Source organism: uncultured Roseibium sp., assembly GCF_947494555.1.
GTDB lineage: Bacteria > Pseudomonadota > Alphaproteobacteria > Rhizobiales > Stappiaceae > Roseibium.
Genome location: NZ_CANLVF010000006.1, coordinates 149,766 through 166,360, shown reverse-complemented (window position 1 = coordinate 166,360; position 16,595 = coordinate 149,766). Strand labels below are relative to the sequence as shown.

The window sequence follows — 16,595 nt, the reverse complement described above, 5'->3', positions numbered from 1 at the left end:
GACGGTGAAGACCGGCCATTAAGATTAAACGCCGCTCTGATGGCGAAATGGTTGCCGCGGCAATGATCCAAGTCATACGCGCGTTATCATTCGTCCATTAACTTCGATCAGGTTGAAGCGGGCGGCCACTGGCGCCTCATGCACTGGTTGTATCGGGTCGAAAAACCCGCTTAAGATAGTGTCGGATACGTCAGGCGCGCGTTTTGCCGTGTCCGTCCGGTCGATTGGAAACAGGCCAAGTTTCATTCCCAAGGGGGCAAATATGCTCGTCTCCCATACCCGCATTGTCGATATTGTCGGTGACATCATTCGGATCCAGGTCTCTGCGTCGAAATCTGAGTCTGAAGGCCGTCCCTGCCTCGGAGATCTGGCGGTTGTCGAAGCCGGAGACGGCGGCACTTCGCTCGCGCAAGTCATCAATATTGACAAGGACATGGTCTCCCTCCAGGTCAACTCCGGTACCAAGGGACTTGCAAACAATGCCGCTGTGCGTTTTCTGGGCGAACCGGCAAAGGTAACTTATTCAGACAATATCCTGGGGCGGGTTTTTGACGGCGCCGGACATCCGATCGATCAGGGACCGGATCTGTCGAGCGATCCCACCGTTCCGATCGGTGGACCGTCGGCCAACCCGATGAAACGGGTTCTGGCATCGCGGATGATCCGCACCGACGTGCCGATGATCGACATCTTCAATTGCCTGGTGGAGAGCCAGAAAATCCCGATATTCTCGGTTTCCGGCGAGCCTTATAACCCATTTCTGGCGCGTATCGGCATTCAGGCAGATGCGGACATCGTGGTGTTTGGGGGCCTCGGCCTGATATTCGACGACTACGCGTTCTTCCGGAAGCAGTTCGAAGATGCAGGCGTTTTTCCGCGAACGGTCATGTTCATCAACCAGGCATCGGATCCCGTCGTCGAGCGATTGCAAGTGCCCGACATGGCGCTTGCCGTCGCAGAGAAATTCGCGGTTGAGGAAGGCAAGCGCGTCCTGGTTCTGCTCACGGACATGACGGCATTCGCGGACGCCATGAAAGAAGTTTCCATTGCGATGGAGCGGGTTCCGGCAAACCGCGGGTATCCGGGAGATCTCTATTCGCAGCTTGCGCGAAGGTATGAAAAAGCCTGTGATTTCAAGGGCTCGGGGTCGGTCACCATTCTGACCGTCACGACCATGCCCGGAAATGATGTCACCCATCCCGTGCCGGACAATACCGGTTACATAACCGAAGGTCAGTTCTACCTTCATAGCGGGGTCATCGATCCCTTCGGCTCGTTGTCGCGGCTCAAACAGCATGTGATCGGCAAGGTCACCCGGGAAGATCACAATCAGATCATGAATACCATGATCCGTTTCTATTCCGGTGCGCGCGACGCCGAACAGAAGCAGTCGATGGCGTTTGAACTTTCCGATCATGATCGCCAGCTCCTGAAATTCGGTGAGCTGTTCCGCGAGCGTTTCATGGATATCGAGGTAACCAGGCCGCTTGAGGACGCTTTGGACCTTTGTTGGCAGACGCTGGCCGAATGTTTCGAGCCCGAGCAGCTTTTGATGAAACAGGGATTGATCGACAAGTACTTTCCAAAACTCAAGAAACAAGCGCCGGATGGTGACGAGGAGGCTGCCGCCTGATGGCAAAACTGGCGCTCAACAAGTCGTCGCTTGCAAGGGAAAGCACACAGCTTGCCGAGTACAAACGCTTCTTGCCGTCGCTTGAGCTGAAGCGGCTTCAAATCATGGCGGAACGGGCAAAGGCGAAAGAAACACTCGCGCGCCTGGATCGGGACTATGAGCAGCGTTTCAGGGATCTTGCGGCCAAGTTGCCAATGATCGCCAACACACATGTCCCGCTTGAAGGTTTGGTGAGACTGAAGGAGGCGGTCAGGGGCGAACAGAACCTCTCTGGAACGATCTTGCCTGTTCTGGGAGATATTGAAGTTGAAACGGAAAGCTATTCGCTGCTCGCCCGTCCGCACTGGGTCGACCCCTACGTAGAAGGGATGCGGGATCTGCTTCGCCTCAACCTGGAACGCGACGTCGCCCGCGAACGGATTGCAAAGCTCGTCGAGGCCGAGGCCGTCATCTCGCGGCGGGTCAATTTGTTCGAGAAAGTGCTCATCCCAAGGGCGGTGCGGAACATCAAGAAGATCCGCATGGCACTTGCCGATGCCGAGCGTGACGCGGTGGTGCGGGCAAAGATTTCCAAGCGAAAGACGGCGGCGCGTGCAGCTGGGGAAAGGATGGCCGACTTATGACCATTGTTCCTCTCGTCAAGGTCAATCTGATCGGCATCCTGGATGACAAGGACAAGGTGTTGGAGGCCGCACAGACATTTGGGTCTCTCCATCTGATCCCGCTCAGTTCTGCGCAAAAGGAACTGGAGGCGGTGCCGGAAGGGCTCGGGCGAGAAGCTGTGGAGGCTTTGCGCTGGCTCGTGGAGGGCCCGGTGCAGCGGCGGCCTGTGACTGTTTCAGATGACTTCGATCTGGAAACCATCGTGCCGCAGGCCCTTCAGAACCGTAAGGCGCTGAAGGCCTGTCAGGACCGGCTTGCTCAGCTCGAACGCCGGATACGGGATGTCGAGCCCTGGGGCGAATTCAGCTTTTCCGACCTCGCGGAAATCGGCGACAACAGGTTGTGGTTTTATGTTGTGCCGAATGGAAAAATCGACCTGATCGATCCTGCAGGCAAGATCATGGAAATCGTGCACCGTGACAAATACCGGGCCTATGTGGTTTTGCTGTCGCCTGAAGAACCACCGTCCGATGCCATGCCGGTGCCGCGCGTTCATGTGGGGACGCTGTCGCTTTCGCAACTCCACCATCGTTACGAACAGGCTGCGATTGAACTTGAAGACCTTGAGCTGGAGCGTCAGTCTCTGACGAAGTGGCGCTATGTTCTGGCGCAGAACCTTGCCGCGGCACGTGACCGCTCTGCCCGGCATCGGGCCGGCCTTGAAACGGCCGACAGAGAACGGGTCTTCGTGTTGCAGGCCTGGGCACGCAAGGACCAGGTGTCCGAGATTGAGGACCTTGCCGGTGCGCTCGGACTAGCGGTTTTGTTCGACCAGGTCTCGGACAAGGACAAACCGCCGACACTTCTTCAGAACACGCATTCCATGGAAGGCGGCGAAGACCTGGTCGCGTTCTACCAGACGCCGGGTTACCGGGACTGGGACCCGTCGGCGATCGTCTATGTGTCGTTCATCATCTTTTTCGGCATGATCATGACCGATGCCGGTTACGGGCTTTTGCTGTTGCTCGTCCTGTTCCTCTTCCGCAAGCGATTTGGCGGTTCCGAACTCGGGACGCGCATGTTGCGCATGTCGGCCTGGCTGATGATCTCGACCACGGCATTCGGAATTGCCACGGGCAGTTATTTTGGGATCGCCCCGCCGCAGGGCAGCTTTCTGGCGCATCTCAAGATCCTCGATCTGAAAGATGTCGACGTCATGATGAAGATCACGCTGACAATCGGCGTTGTTCATATCGTTCTGGCAAATACCATGCGTGCGATTAACGCCAAAACACCAAGCGCCCGGTTTCAGCCGCTTGGCTGGAGCCTTGTCGCTCTCGGCGGTCTCGCGACCTTTTTGGGTCAGGCAACGCTCTTTGCGACGATCGGGCCGGTGTCAGTGGTCGTGGGCCTGCTCCTTGTGGGCTTTTTCGGCAGCGACCGGATGGTCGATTCCGTGTCATCCGGCGGACTGCGCGTTTTCGACGGTCTGGCGGCACTTGCGAGGATCGTCAACATCTTCTCCGATGTTTTGAGCTACATGCGCCTGTTTGCCCTGGGTCTTGCCGCCGCCTCGCTGGCGGAGACAATCAACTCGCTGTCCGGACAGCTTAATCAGGCGGTTCCCGGCATCGGCATTCTGATAGCAATCCTCGTGCTTGCGATCGGCCATGCGATCAACATCGGGCTCGGTCTGATTGCCGGCTGTGTTCATGGATTGCGTCTGAATGTCATTGAATTTTTTAATTGGGGTTTGAAGGACGAAGGCAAGCCTTTCCGTCCGTTCAAGAAAGAGGAGACACGCCTGTGAACGAATTCGTTGTGGCTCTCGGCTGGTTCGGGCTTTATGCGCCGGTTGCCCTTGGGGCGATCGGCAGTGCCTGGGGGTGCGCGCTTGGCGGCAGTGCCGCGATCGGCGCCATGTTGGACAGTGACGGCGGTTACGGCCGTTTCATCGGTGTTTCACTCATGCCCTCATCTCAGGTGATCTACGGCATCGTGATCATGTTCTCGTTGCAGCAATCAAGTGTGGATGCAGCAAATGGTGCGGCACTTTTCGGCATAGGTGTTTTGTCCGGGTTCACGATGCTTGTCACCGGGATCCGTCAGGGCGAGGTGCTCGCTTCGGCGATCCACGCCTCCAAGGCGAAGCCCGAGATTTTCGGGATCTCTCTCGCCCCTGCGGCAGTGCTCGAGGGGTTTTCCGTCTTCGCTCTTGTCTTCGCGCTGGTGCTGGCCGGTTCGATCCCGAGTTAGGAGGCGGTCATGTCCAGGGACAAAGAGACGAACGATCTTGAAAACGCGGCCGGGGCTGGTGTCCAGGCTCTGATCGAACGTTTGAAATCGGAAGGCGTGTCTGCCGGCCAAACCGAGGGCGAGGAAATCCTTGCCAAGGCCAAGGCTAAGGCCGAGGACATTGTGAATGATGCGCAGAAGAAAGCGGATGCCCTTCTCAGCGAAGCACGGGCAGAAGCGGCAAAGGAGAAGGCGGCGACCGAAGACGGATTGAAGGTTGCCGCACGGGATCTGGTTCTGAGCCTCAGAAATGAACTCGGCGACCGGATCCAGCAGGAAGCGGGCCGGCTTGTGGGGACGACGCTCGGCGATCAGCAATATCTGCAAAAGCTCATTCTTGCGATGGCTGGCAACGCCAAGGACAACGCATCTGTCAGTGACACGGAGCCGATGGAGATCATTCTGCCGGAAAAGGTCGTGACGTTCGAGGAGTTGAAGCAGTCACCAGAGGCGGTCGAACCGGGAACACTCACTCACTTCGTCATCGCGCTTGCAGGCGAGGCGTTGCGCGACGGTGTCACATTTTCCACCGCCCCCGGATTTGACGGCATCAAGGTCAAGCTCACCGAGCGGAATGTTTCCATCGATCTCACCGAAGAGGCAATCGCAAGCTTGCTGAAACGCCACCTTCAGCCGCGTTTGCGCGCGGTGATGGAAGGGGTTCTCCGGTAGCCATGTCTGCACCGCACCAATATATCGCGCTCGTCACCAGCCTTCCGCATCTGGGCGAATTGTTTACCCGCAAAGAGGTTCCGATATCCGAATTCCGGCTAAGGCAGCGCTTGTCGATGCTGGAAGCGGATCACAGGAAATTTCTGCGGGAGCTGGTCGAAATCACTGCATGGGCCGGTGTTGCGAAATATGATCAGGACTTGGAGGTTGTTCGGCGCGCAAAACAAGTCATTGACGACTTGAAGGAGTATCCGGATCTGCAGCACCTGGTCGGCACGCGAATGGAGACCAGAACCCTGATCGCAGCCCTGCGCAGGCGGAGGGACGGCCAGGAAGCCGCTGGAGACATCGCGCTGTGGGGTTATGGCCGCTGGTGCGCACAGGTCAAGGCGAACTGGAGCGATCCGGCCTTCGGGCTCGGGCATTTCATGCCGTGGATCGCAGAGGCGCATCGCCTGATGCAGGCAGGTGACCATATTGCCATGGAACGGCTGACGCTGACCCAGGTGTTCCGTCAACTCGACCACTACGGCGCCTTGCACGAATTCGATTTCGAAGCCGTTGCCATCTATGTCTTGCGCTGGGTGATTGTCGAACGCTGGTCGCGCTACGACGAAACCGATGCGCGCAACCGTCTTGAAGCTTTGGTTGCGGCAGCGCTTGAGGGTTCGAATGCCACCGAGGCGCAGGTTCAAACAGACTTTCTCTCAACCACGTCACCACCGCTCGAGGGAGCCTCTTCATGACAAGCCATGTTCAGCTTCCGGAACCGACTGCCGAAATCATCGCCGTCCAGGATGATCTTGTGACGCTTTCGCCATTGGAAAACGCGCCGCTCATCAAGAACGAAGTGGTGTACATCATTCCGCACGGACCCGAGCGCGAGGGCAAACCCCGGGAATATCTGAAGGCCGAGGTCCTGCGCGTGCGGGGCAAGTCGGCCGAGGCGCAGGTTTTTGAAAGCACGGCCGGTGTCCGCGTGGGCGACAAGGTTATCCAGAGCGGTGAAATGCTGTCCGTTGCCCTCGGACCGGGCCTGCTCAGCACCGTATTCGACGGCCTTCAGAACCCGCTCGCCGAAATTGCCGCTGAGCACGGATTCTTTCTGCCCCGGGGTGTATTGACCAATGTCCTGGATGAAACTCGCAAATGGGCGTTTGAGCCGAAGGTCAAGGCAGGTGATCCCGTCAAAGCGGGAGACACGCTCGGCACGGTGCCGGAAGGCCGTTTCGAACACAAGGTGATGGCGCCGTTCTCTATGACGGGAAGCTGGTCCGTCGAAAGGGTTCGGGAAGGCACCTTCACCATCAGCGAAGTCGTGATCACACTGAAGAACGATCGCGGTGAAACCCGCGATCTGACGATGGTTCAGCATTGGCCTGTACGGCGCGCCCTTCCCGAAGGGCTCGTCAAGGCCGGGCAAAGTGAGCGGCTTTATCCCAGCGAACCCCTGATAACCACGCTGCGCCTGATTGACACGTTCTTTCCCATTGCCCGTGGAGGAATGGGCTGTATCCCGGGACCGTTCGGTGCCGGAAAGACGGTCCTGCAATCCCTGATCTCGCGATTTTCCGCGGTGAACATCGTGATTGTCGTTGCATGTGGAGAACGGGCCGGCGAAGTCGTGGAAACCATCACGGAATTTCCGCATCAGCCGGACCCTTCGGGAGACGGAACGCTGATGGACCGGACGGTGATCATCTGCAATACGTCCTCGATGCCGGTCGCCGCCCGCGAAGCCTCGATCTACACAGGCATCACGCTGGGCGAGTACTACCGCCAGATGGGCTATGATGTTTTGCTGATCGCCGACAGCACGTCTCGCTGGGCGCAGGCGATGCGCGAAACCTCCGGCCGTCTTGAGGAAATTCCGGGCGAAGAAGCATTTCCCGCCTATCTCGACTCAGCCATCAAGGGCGTTTACGAGCGTGCCGGTGTTCTGAGGACGGCGGGCGGCGAGACCGGAAGTCTTACCATGATCGGCACGGTGTCTCCGGCCGGCGGCAATTTCGAAGAGCCGGTAACGCAGTCCACGCTCGGGACCGTCAAGACGTTCCTCGGGCTTTCTTCGGAGCGGGCCTACAAGCGGTTTTATCCCGCGGTCGATCCGCTGTTGTCTTGGTCGCGCTACCACAGCCAGCTTGGCGACTGGTATGAGAACAATATCGGTCCTGACTGGGTGCCGCGCGTCGAGGAGATGATCGAACTTCTGAGAAAAGGGGATGAGATCACACGCATGATGCAGGTAACGGGCGAAGAAGGGGTCTCGACCGAGGACTTCGTGCTTCAGCAGAAGGCACTGTTTCTCGATATGGTCTATCTGCAGCAGGATGCGTTTGATGATGTTGACGTGTCCGCGCCGCTGGCGCGCCAGCAGGAGACATTCGATCTGGTCTACAAGATTGCCAAGACCGACTTTGCGTTTGGGGACAAGGACGCAGTGCGCAAGTTCTTCACCGAACAGACCTCTTTGTTCAAAAACCTCAACTATTCGGCTGACGGCAGCAACGAGCGAAAGGACCTGTTGAACCGGATCGTTGAGCTGCTGCATGCCGCACCCGGCGTCCTGGAGACGGCAGCGACGTCCTGACGGAACATGCGCCGCGTACCGGTGTCTGGCTTTGAGCGATGTGTTCCCGAGGGCCGGGAATCGTCACGCGTATCGTTTCATACGTGTAAAATTGCCCGGAATCGGGGCCTGATGAAAAAATAACCTTGACCGGCAAGGCAGCACCTTTCTAGATTTTCTTGACCATTTGGTCAGTGCCGGATGTTCAGAAGGCAAAACGCCCGTTCATTCACGTACGACCGGATTGCAGCAGGTGATCAGCGCGGTTGTGAAAGCCCGGTTCATCGCTGTGTAAAGGTTTGATATTCCAGAGAAGGACCCAGCCCCGTGTGCCGGGTCCATAACCAGTAGGGGAATGGCAATGAAGACAATAAAAAGTCTCGCGCTTGTATCAGCACTTGGCATGGGCCTGATGTCCGGGGCCGCACAGGCAGCAGATGAACTGACATTGCAATTGAAATGGGTCACGCAGGGCCAGTTTGCCGGCTATTACGTTGCCAAGGACAAGGGCTTCTATGAAGAAGAAGACCTCGACGTCACCATCAAGCCGGGCGGTCCGGACATTGCACCGCCTCAGGTGATCGCCGGCGGTGGTGCTGATGTGATCATCGACTGGATGCCGTCTGCGCTGGCCTCGCGCGAAAAGGGCGTGCCGCTTGTGAATATCGCGCAGCCGTTCAAGAAGTCGGGCATGATGCTGACCTGCCGCAAGGACACCGGCATTACCTCGCCGGACGACTTCAAAGGCAAAACGCTCGGCGTGTGGTTCTTCGGCAATGAATATCCGTTCCTGTCCTGGATGAGCCAGCTCGGAATTCCGACAGAAGGCGGTGATGCGGGTGTCACTGTTCTGAAGCAGGGCTTCAACGTGGATCCGATCCTGCAGAAACAGGCGGACTGTATCTCAACGATGACCTACAACGAATACTGGCAGGTGATCGATGCCGGCATTCCGGAGGAGGAACTTGTGGTTTTCAAGTATGAAGACCAGGGTGTTGCGACGCTGGAAGACGGTCTCTACGTGCTGGAAGAAAGCCTGGACGATCCGGCGATGGTCGACAAGCTGGCGCGGTTCGTACGTGCTTCCATGAAGGGTTGGGCTTATGCAGCGGAAAACCCTGAAGAAGCAGCGGAAATCGTTCTGGAAAATGATGCTACCGGCGCCCAGACCGAAAAGCATCAGGTTCGCATGGTTGGCGAGATCGTCAAGCTGGTCGACGGCTCTGATGGCAAACTCGACATGTCTGCCTACGACCGCACGGTTAAGTCCTTGCTCGCAGGCGGTTCCGACCCGGTTATCACAAAGGCACCTGAAGGCGCGACATCGACGGCCGTCACCGACAAGATGTGATGGGTCGTTGCCTGCTTGAGTAGTTGCGAAGGCCGCCTTTAGAGGCGGCCTTTTTCATTTTACTGAACAGATGAAGCAGCTTAAACACAACTGGGCGTCATCCAGCAAGGCAGAGAGCATGAATAAAAAAGCCGTTGTTCTCGGAGCGTATGGGTTCATAGGCTCTGCCTGTGTCAGGGCGCTGGAAAAGAAAGGTTTTTCGGTCTGCGGCGTTGGACGTTCCTCCAAGCTCGCTAATGCGGAATTCCCCGATATCGAGTGGTCGATCCGCAATATCGCGCAAACCTCGATTGGCGACTGGAAACAGCTTCTGGCGGACGCAGACGTAGTGGTGAATGCTTCCGGCACGCTTCAGGACGGTGCGCGCGATAATCTGAAAGCCATCCACGAAACGGCTGTGAGCAACATTTGTGATGCACTGGCCGGAACCCGGACAAAACTCATTCAGATTTCCGCGGCCGGGGTGACGGAAGATGCACTGACCGATTTCTTCCGAACCAAAGCCAGGGGCGACGCAATCATCATGTCGTCCGATATCGAGTGGATTGTGTTGCGTCCCGTGCTTGTTCTCGGGTCCCAGGCCTATGGAGGCACGGCTCTGTTGCGGGCGGCCGCCGCTTTTCCCGCCGTTCAGGGCATGATCATGCCGGAAGCGAAGGTTCAGACGATACATGTCGGCGATCTTGCGGGCGCAGTCGCGGAAGCGGCAGAAGGCCGCCTTGGGACCCGCTTCGTCGCGGACCTCACCGAAACAGGGTCTCAGACGTTTTCCGAGTTGACCGAAAAGCTGCGCGCCTGGCTGGGATTTCCTGCCTGGCGGTTTCGGGTCAAAGTGCCTGCGTGGTCGCTTAAGCTGCTGGGGCGCTGCGCCGATGCGCTCGGGTGGCTGGGTTGGCGTTCACCGCTGAGAACGAATGCGTTGCGATCGCTCGAAGCCGGTATCACCGGTGATCCGGACACCTGGAAGAGCCTGGACGGCGCGCCGCTGAAATCGCTACGCGAGACACTGGACGAAATGCCCGCGACAGCGCAGGAGCGCATGTTTTCACGTTTGTATCTGGCGCTCCCCCTTGCGATCGGCTGTCTGTCGCTGTTTTGGCTTTTGTCCGGCATGTTCGGACTGGTGTCTTTCAGCAAAGCGACGGCGGTGCTTACCGATCAAGGCGTCTCGGTGTCGATTGCGGCCGCAGCGGTGGTATCCGGCTCTATCCTTGACCTCGGCCTTGGACTTGCTGTCTTGTTCCGGCGATGGACGCGTCTGGCGTGCCTTGGCATGATTGCCCTTTCCGCAGTCTATCTGGCCGCCGGCACGATACTGACGCCGCACCTCTGGCTCGATCCGCTTGGTGTTTTTGTGAAAGTTCTTCCGGGAATGGCACTCGCCCTTCTTGTCGCACTCGTCCTGGAGGAAAGGTGATGTGGTACGATCTGCTGCGCTTTGCCCATGTAAGCGGCGCTTGTGTGCTTTTAGGGACCGGCGCTGGCATTGCGTTTTTCATGGTCATGTCCAACCGGTCCCAGGACCCGGTCCTGATCGCCCATGTTGCCGGAATTGTCGTTGTGGCCGATACCGTATTCACGGCAACCGCAGCAATTTTTCAGCCCGTCACCGGCTATCTTCTGACCCGCGAAATCGGCTGGTCGCTCCTGGAAGGCTGGGTTCTGATTTCCTTGTGTCTTTATGTGTTTGTTGGCGCCTTCTGGCTGCCGGTTGTCTGGATCCAGATCAGGATGCGCCGGCTCGCGCAAGCCGCTGCCGCCGACGGTGCGCCGTTGCCGGCCGAATATCACAGGCTCTATAGGGTATGGTTCGCGTGTGGGTTTCCGGCCTTTTTTGCGGTCCTTGCGATCATCTGGCTGATGCTCACTAGGCCTGATCTGACAGTTGGGATTTGAACCGGCTGACCTATGGCGTTTCGGGAAAACCTTGAAACAAAGCTTATCACCTATCGCGTTGAAATCTACGATTTCAGGAAGCGGCAGGCGATCCAACTTTTCACTAGATGCTTTAGGCAGGCGGCTTTCGCATCAGGATCCAGATCATCGCTCCGATGAAAGCGAAGGTGCCAAGGTTCAGGAAAGTGTCTACCGGATCACCGATCAGCATGGCGCTCCTCTCCTCGTTTGAACTGATACGCTGGTTTGCTGGGTCATGGCACTTTAGAGGGCTGGCCACGCGCATATATGGCGAACAGAGGGATGTTCTTCCATTCACCGCGAAACAGGTTGTTCCGATCGATTGAGCCAGCAATAAAGTACATTTTTCCCGTTGTAACATCGCGGTCGCGTGAACAGGAATGACGCTCCCAGGCAACATTGAGAAGTTGTCCGGTCGATACGCCTGCTATCGACTTTACGACTTTTACCTTCAAAAACGGCTTGTCGTAAGAGACGGATCTCTCCTCAATGGAGACAAGCGCAATAACCTCCTCATTGACCGCAGTTATCGGCAAATAGTTAAGAAAGGTCTGGGTTTCGCTGCTTATGAGCCTGCACGCTTGCGCAGGGGCAGGCGCAATGATGCTCACAATCAAAACCATAGCAGATGCAAAGTGCTTCAGACGCGTCATTGCCTATTCTCCTGACTGTCCTGCAACAACGCTCGGATCAGGCACGTCATCAGGAGAACGGTGATGAAAACGAATGGCAGGGCTCCGAGCGCGATCAGTGTTTTGACAGCGTTCATGGAGCCCGACAGGATCATGGCGGCGCCCAACACGCCGAGGAGGCCGCCCCAGATGACCCGCACCTTTGCGCTCGGGTCGGGATTGCCACCGGTCGAGAACATGCCGAGCACGAAGGCGGCACTGACGACGCTCGTGACGATGAAAAGGAACGCTGCGGCGATCGTTACAAGCGTGGTCAATGTGGCAAGCGGCAACCGGTCCAGAAGCGCGAAGGTCATGCGCTCGACATTGGTCTGCGTCATCGCAAGCAGTTCGCCCTGGCCATCCAGAGATTCGTAAAGACCGACGCCGCCAAAGGCACCGAACCAGATGGTTGAGAAAAGGGTTGGGCCGATCAAGACGCCCAGAACGAACTCCCGGATCGTCCGGCCCTTGGAAATACGGGCAACAAAAACCCCGACAAACGGTCCCCAGGCAATCCACCAGACCATGTAGGTGAGCGTCCAGTCCTGGAACCACTTACTGGTTTCGTCCCCGTAAAACGTGAAAGTCTGCAGCCCCCGCGGGAGAACTTCCGCCACGTAGTTCCCGATGCCGCCGATGATGGAGTTCAGCAGGAACTCGGAAGGCCCGAGAATGACCGTATAGGCAACAAGCGCGATCGCAAGCGCCATGGCTATGTTGGACAGGCGGGCCATCCCGCTACCGAGGTCAACAAGAAGAGGCGGGATATAGGCCGCAATCATGAGGAAGAAAACGGCAGCGACCAGCCAGGACGGCGTCACGTCGCCGCCAAAGAGCACCGTGACCCCGTCGGCGACCTGAAACACCCCCATTGCAACTGAGCCGCCGACCCCGATGGCGATCGCCGCAATTGCCATGAAGTCTGAAAACCAGCCGACGGCAGTCGCCCAGCTTTCGCCGGGAAAGAGGTTCTTCACCGGCGCGCTGACCAGCATGGGAGTCCCGCGCCGGAAGCTGAAATAGGCAATTGTCAGCGCTGTCGTGCCATAGATGGCCCAGGCGTGAATGCCCCAGTTGAAGTTTGCGGCAAGCAGGGCTTGTTCGGCCGCAAGCGGTGTCGGCAGAAAGTCCTTTGCGAAGTAGAAATGTGTGAGCGGCTCGGCGACCGCCCAGAACAAGAGACCGACACCCATGCCCGCGGCGAAGAGCATCGCGATCCATGTGGGTGTCGAATATTCTGGCCTGTCTGTGTCCGCCCCAAGTCGAATGTCACCGTATTTCGTGACAGTCAGCCCGAGACAGAAGAGCAGCATGAGCGTCACGGACAACATGACGAACCAGCCGCGGCTGAAGAAATACTGGTCGACGATTTCCTTTGCGATCGCTTGCAAACTTGCCGGGTCGATGACACCCCAAAAACCGATAACGGCGCAGAGGCCGATCGAGGTCGCTAACAGAAGCCGGGAATCTTGCATACGCGCCCACCTGAATTTTACTTCCGGGTAGGCTAGAGGGCGACGTCGCAGACATCAATGCGTTGAAACGAAAAAGCGCAGGCAAATTCGGGACTTGCCTGCGCGTTCGTGAAATGCAGCCCAATGTTATTCCGCTGCGTCCTTGGCAGCCATCGGATTGTTCGGATGCGTCGTCCAGTTGGCGTAGCCCTTTTCAACGACCTGCTTGGTGCGCGGGTCGATACTGCCGGCCGCCATCGGCTCCATCGTAATGCAGTTCTCGACCGGACACACATTGACGCAAAGATTACAGCCGACGCATTCCTCGTCGATCACCTCGAAGCGGCGTTCGCCGTTCACCATGCTTGTTATAGCCTGGTGTGAGGTGTCTTCGCAGGCAATGTGGCAACGGCCACACTTGATGCAAAGATCCTGGTCGATCTTGGCCTTCGCGATGTAGTTGAGGTTGAGATACTGCCAGTCGGAAACATTCGGAACAGCGTTGCCGACGAACTGGTCAACCGAAGTATAGCCCTTCTGGTCCATCCAGTCGCTCAGACCGTCGATCATATCCTCCACCACCTTGAACCCGTAGGTCATCGCAGCAGTACAGACCTGGACCGATCCTGCACCGAGCGCCATGAACTCAGCTGCGTCGCGCCAGGTCGTGATGCCGCCGATACCGGAGATCGGCAATCCGTGCGTTGCGGGGTCGCGCGCGATTTCCGCAACCATGTTGAGCGCGATTGGTTTCACCGCCGGTCCGCAATATCCGCCATGCGCACCTTTGCCATCGACGGAAGGCGAAGGGGACATTTCGTCGAGATCGACACCCATGATGGAATTTATGGTGTTGATCAGCGAGACGGCATCGGCGCCGCCGGCCTTTGCTGCCTCTGCCGGCTTGCGAACGTCGGTGATGTTCGGGGTGAGTTTCACGATGCAGGGCATGCGTGAATGCTGTTTCACCCAGCGGGTGACCATCTCGATATATTCGGGCACCTGGCCCACGGCCGAACCCATGCCGCGTTCACTCATACCGTGCGGGCAGCCGAAATTGAGTTCGACGCCGTCCGCTTCAGTATCCTCAACGCGTTTCAGGATGTTGATCCAGTTTGCCTCCTCACACGGAACCATGAGCGAGACAACAAGCGCACGGTCAGGCCAGTCGCGTTTGACCTTCTTGATCTCCTGAAGATTTACCTCGAGCGGTCGGTCCGTGATCAGTTCAATGTTGTTGAGACCGATAAGCTGACGGTCCTTGCCGTGGATTGCGCCATATCGCGGTCCATTGACATTGACGATCGCCGGGTCTTCGCCGAGCGTTTTCCAGACAACGCCGCCCCAGCCTGCCTTGAAGGCGCGAACGACATTGTATTCCTTGTCTGTTGGCGGTGCCGACGCCAGCCAGAACGGATTGGTCGATTTGATGCCGATAAAATTTGTACGCAGGTCAGCCATGATGACTCTCCCCTAGATCCGAAACGCCGGACGCCGATCAGGCGTTCAGGGCGGCGTTGATGCTTTCTGCTGCGATTTTGCCGTCTTCCACCGCGGTGACAGTCAGGTCTTCGCCGCCCAGGACGCAGTCGCCTCCTGCCCACACGTCGTCGAGACTGGTCTTGCGATCCGCGTCGACGACGATCCGCCCCTTCTCAAGGGCGATGGTGGCGTCAAGATCATCACGCACCAGCGTCTGCCCAACGGCCTTGAACACCATATCGGCGGGCAGCGACAGAATCTCGCCGGTGCCGTTCAGGGTACCATCCGCCAATGACACTGTCCGTTCCAACTCGATGGAGCTGATATGCCCGTTTTCGGTGACCAGGGCATGCGGTTGCGCGTTCGTCAGGATTTTGACACCGGTCGTCTGTGCGAGTTCCTGTTCGAATTTCGAAGCGTTCATGCGGTCCTGTTCGCGCCGGTAGACGATTGTAACATCGTCGGCACCAAGCAGCTTTTTCTGTACCGCGATGTCGACAGCGGTCATGCCGCCGCCGATGACGACTATGTTGCGCCCGACAGGCAACTGCGAAAGTTCGTCCGCCTGGCGAATGTCGGAAATATAGTCGACTGCGTTGAGAACGCCGTTGTGGCTTTCGTTTTCCTTGTTGAGCGCGTTCACGCCGCCAAGGCCGATGCTGAGGAAAACTGCGTCAAACGTCGCGCGCAGCTCTGCAAGATCAATGTTGTCTCCAAGGCGCATACCGGTCTTGAGCTCAATGCCGCCGATCGACAGCACAAAGTCCACTTCGCGCTGCGCGAAATTTTCGACGGATTTATAGGAAGCAATACCGAATTCATTCAGTCCGCCGGCCTTGTCGCGGGCGTCGAACAGCGTGACCTCATGCCCGTGAACAGCCAGCCGGTGGGCACAGGAGAGGCCTGCAGGACCGGCTCCGACAACGGCAACTTTTTTGCCGCTGGCAGCGGCCCTGGAAAAGGGTGTCTCGTCGTGCCCGCTCATATAATGGTCGGTGGCATACCGCTGCAGCTGACCGATTTTGACTGGCTTGCCTTCTGCAACTTCCCGAACGCAAACCTCTTCGCACAAGGTTTCGGTCGGGCAGACGCGCGCGCACATGCCGCCCAGAATATTCTGCTCGAAGATCGTCTTTGCCGATCCGTCGGGGTTTCCGGTCGAGATCTGGCGGATAAATTGAGGGATGTCGATGCTTGTCGGGCAAGCCTGCATGCACGGTGCGTCGTAGCAGAAGTAGCAACGGTCTGCCTCGACTTGTGCTTCATGCTGTTCCAGCAGCGGATGCAGGTCACTGAAGTTCTCAGAATATGCATCCTCAGGCAGGCGTCCGGCGGCGATGTCCGGGCCGGCTTTGGTCTGGGTCATGGAGATCTCCGGAAGGTTGGCGATCATGTCTCTGGGTGGCCTCCTTCATTTTTTTGAGGAAGCTTATGATGCTATTGGGCAAAAATTTGAACAGTTAGTCAAATATTTTTAGAACGATTAAAAACTTGAGAAAAAAATTCAGCAAATAAAATGCTGAATTCGCAAAGACTTATGACAAAAAAGTGGCGTGATTAAAATTTCGGCATCACCCGCACTTGCGCTCCGATAGCGCAAATCGGACCGTTTAGAGGTTGAATCGCGGAATTGCGGGTCGCTTTATGAAGCGCCATGCGACAAGCGGAAGACCGGTCTCTCGCCGAGGCGATGAAGCAACCTGCCGTAACGCGTAAATGCAAAAATCAGGGAAAGCAGAACGAGGCTCATGGGCCAGAATATGGATATGACGAATACCCGGGCGAGCCGCGACGGCGTGCTCATGCAGTTTTCCAGAAGCTCCGCGGACGAAAGGATTAGGAAAACAAGCGTCATGGCGCCATAAAATATGGCTCCGATCAAAAACCCAACAAACATTTTACTGCCCACCTTCGGCTACTCTAGCCCGCAGTTCGGAACAATTGC

At 57.4% G+C, this 16,595-nt stretch carries 15 protein-coding genes; 10 read left to right on the top strand and 5 right to left on the bottom strand.

The features are described 5' to 3' along the window. Positions 1 to 262: 262 nt before the first annotated feature. The 10 genes from Q0915_RS25740 (at position 263) to Q0915_RS25695 (ending at position 11,019) form a co-directional block, all read left to right on the top strand. Complete coding sequence (locus Q0915_RS25740; protein ID WP_299483596.1) at positions 263 to 1,633, top strand: V-type ATP synthase subunit B; 1,371 nt, start codon at positions 263 to 265, stop codon at positions 1,631 to 1,633. Continuing rightward, the gene (locus Q0915_RS25735) at positions 1,633 to 2,256 is read left to right on the top strand and encodes a V-type ATP synthase subunit D (RefSeq protein ID WP_299483595.1); all 624 of its coding nucleotides are present in this window, start codon (positions 1,633 to 1,635) and stop codon (positions 2,254 to 2,256) included. The genes Q0915_RS25740 and Q0915_RS25735 overlap by 1 nt, the downstream gene beginning before the upstream one ends. Then, a complete protein-coding gene (locus Q0915_RS25730) occupies positions 2,253 to 4,046 on the top strand; it encodes a V-type ATP synthase subunit I (protein WP_299483594.1) in 1,794 nt (597 codons plus the stop codon). Before Q0915_RS25735 ends, Q0915_RS25730 begins: the two co-directional genes overlap by 4 nt. Next, entirely contained in the window at positions 4,043 to 4,492 is a 450-nt protein-coding gene (locus Q0915_RS25725) for an ATP synthase subunit C (protein ID WP_299483593.1), read from the top strand. The genes Q0915_RS25730 and Q0915_RS25725 overlap by 4 nt, the downstream gene beginning before the upstream one ends. 9 nt (positions 4,493 to 4,501) lie before the next feature. Beyond that, positions 4,502 to 5,203: a hypothetical protein gene (locus Q0915_RS25720; protein ID WP_299483592.1), complete on the top strand. Its 702-nt coding sequence runs from the start codon at positions 4,502 to 4,504 to the stop codon at positions 5,201 to 5,203. 2 nt (positions 5,204 to 5,205) lie between these two features. Next, on the top strand, positions 5,206 to 5,949 hold the full coding sequence (locus Q0915_RS25715) for a hypothetical protein (protein ID WP_299483591.1): 744 nt from the start codon (positions 5,206 to 5,208) through the stop codon (positions 5,947 to 5,949). Next, positions 5,946 to 7,793 carry a V-type ATP synthase subunit A gene (locus Q0915_RS25710; protein WP_299483590.1) on the top strand — a complete coding sequence of 616 codons (1,848 nt, stop codon included), beginning with the start codon at positions 5,946 to 5,948 and terminating at the stop codon, positions 7,791 to 7,793. Before Q0915_RS25715 ends, Q0915_RS25710 begins: the two co-directional genes overlap by 4 nt. A 340-nt stretch (positions 7,794 to 8,133) precedes the next feature. After that, on the top strand, positions 8,134 to 9,123 hold the full coding sequence (locus Q0915_RS25705) for an ABC transporter substrate-binding protein (protein WP_299483589.1): 990 nt from the start codon (positions 8,134 to 8,136) through the stop codon (positions 9,121 to 9,123). Positions 9,124 to 9,241: 118 nt separating this feature from the next. Then, entirely contained in the window at positions 9,242 to 10,540 is a 1,299-nt protein-coding gene (locus tag Q0915_RS25700) for an SDR family oxidoreductase (protein WP_299483588.1), read from the top strand. Next, entirely contained in the window at positions 10,540 to 11,019 is a 480-nt protein-coding gene (locus Q0915_RS25695; protein WP_299483587.1) for a DUF2269 domain-containing protein, read from the top strand. The genes Q0915_RS25700 and Q0915_RS25695 overlap by 1 nt, the downstream gene beginning before the upstream one ends. A 254-nt stretch (positions 11,020 to 11,273) precedes the next feature. On the opposite strand, the gene Q0915_RS25690 is transcribed toward Q0915_RS25695, so the two are convergent. The 5 genes from Q0915_RS25690 to Q0915_RS25670 form a co-directional block, all read right to left on the bottom strand. Continuing rightward, a complete protein-coding gene (locus tag Q0915_RS25690; protein WP_299483586.1) occupies positions 11,274 to 11,693 on the bottom strand; it encodes a hypothetical protein in 420 nt (139 codons plus the stop codon). After that, entirely contained in the window at positions 11,690 to 13,189 is a 1,500-nt protein-coding gene (locus Q0915_RS25685) for a BCCT family transporter (RefSeq protein ID WP_299483585.1), read from the bottom strand. The genes Q0915_RS25690 and Q0915_RS25685 overlap by 4 nt, the downstream gene beginning before the upstream one ends. A gap of 126 nt (positions 13,190 to 13,315) precedes the next feature. After that, positions 13,316 to 14,629: an NAD-dependent dihydropyrimidine dehydrogenase subunit PreA gene (preA, locus tag Q0915_RS25680; protein ID WP_299483584.1), complete on the bottom strand. Its 1,314-nt coding sequence runs from the start codon at positions 14,627 to 14,629 to the stop codon at positions 13,316 to 13,318. A gap of 37 nt (positions 14,630 to 14,666) precedes the next feature. Continuing rightward, positions 14,667 to 16,016: an NAD(P)-dependent oxidoreductase gene (locus Q0915_RS25675; RefSeq protein ID WP_299483583.1), complete on the bottom strand. Its 1,350-nt coding sequence runs from the start codon at positions 16,014 to 16,016 to the stop codon at positions 14,667 to 14,669. A 276-nt stretch (positions 16,017 to 16,292) separates the two neighbouring features. Beyond that, positions 16,293 to 16,547, bottom strand: a complete 255-nt coding sequence (locus Q0915_RS25670; RefSeq protein ID WP_299544471.1) for a hypothetical protein — start codon at positions 16,545 to 16,547, stop codon at positions 16,293 to 16,295. Positions 16,548 to 16,595: the final 48 nt, after the last annotated feature.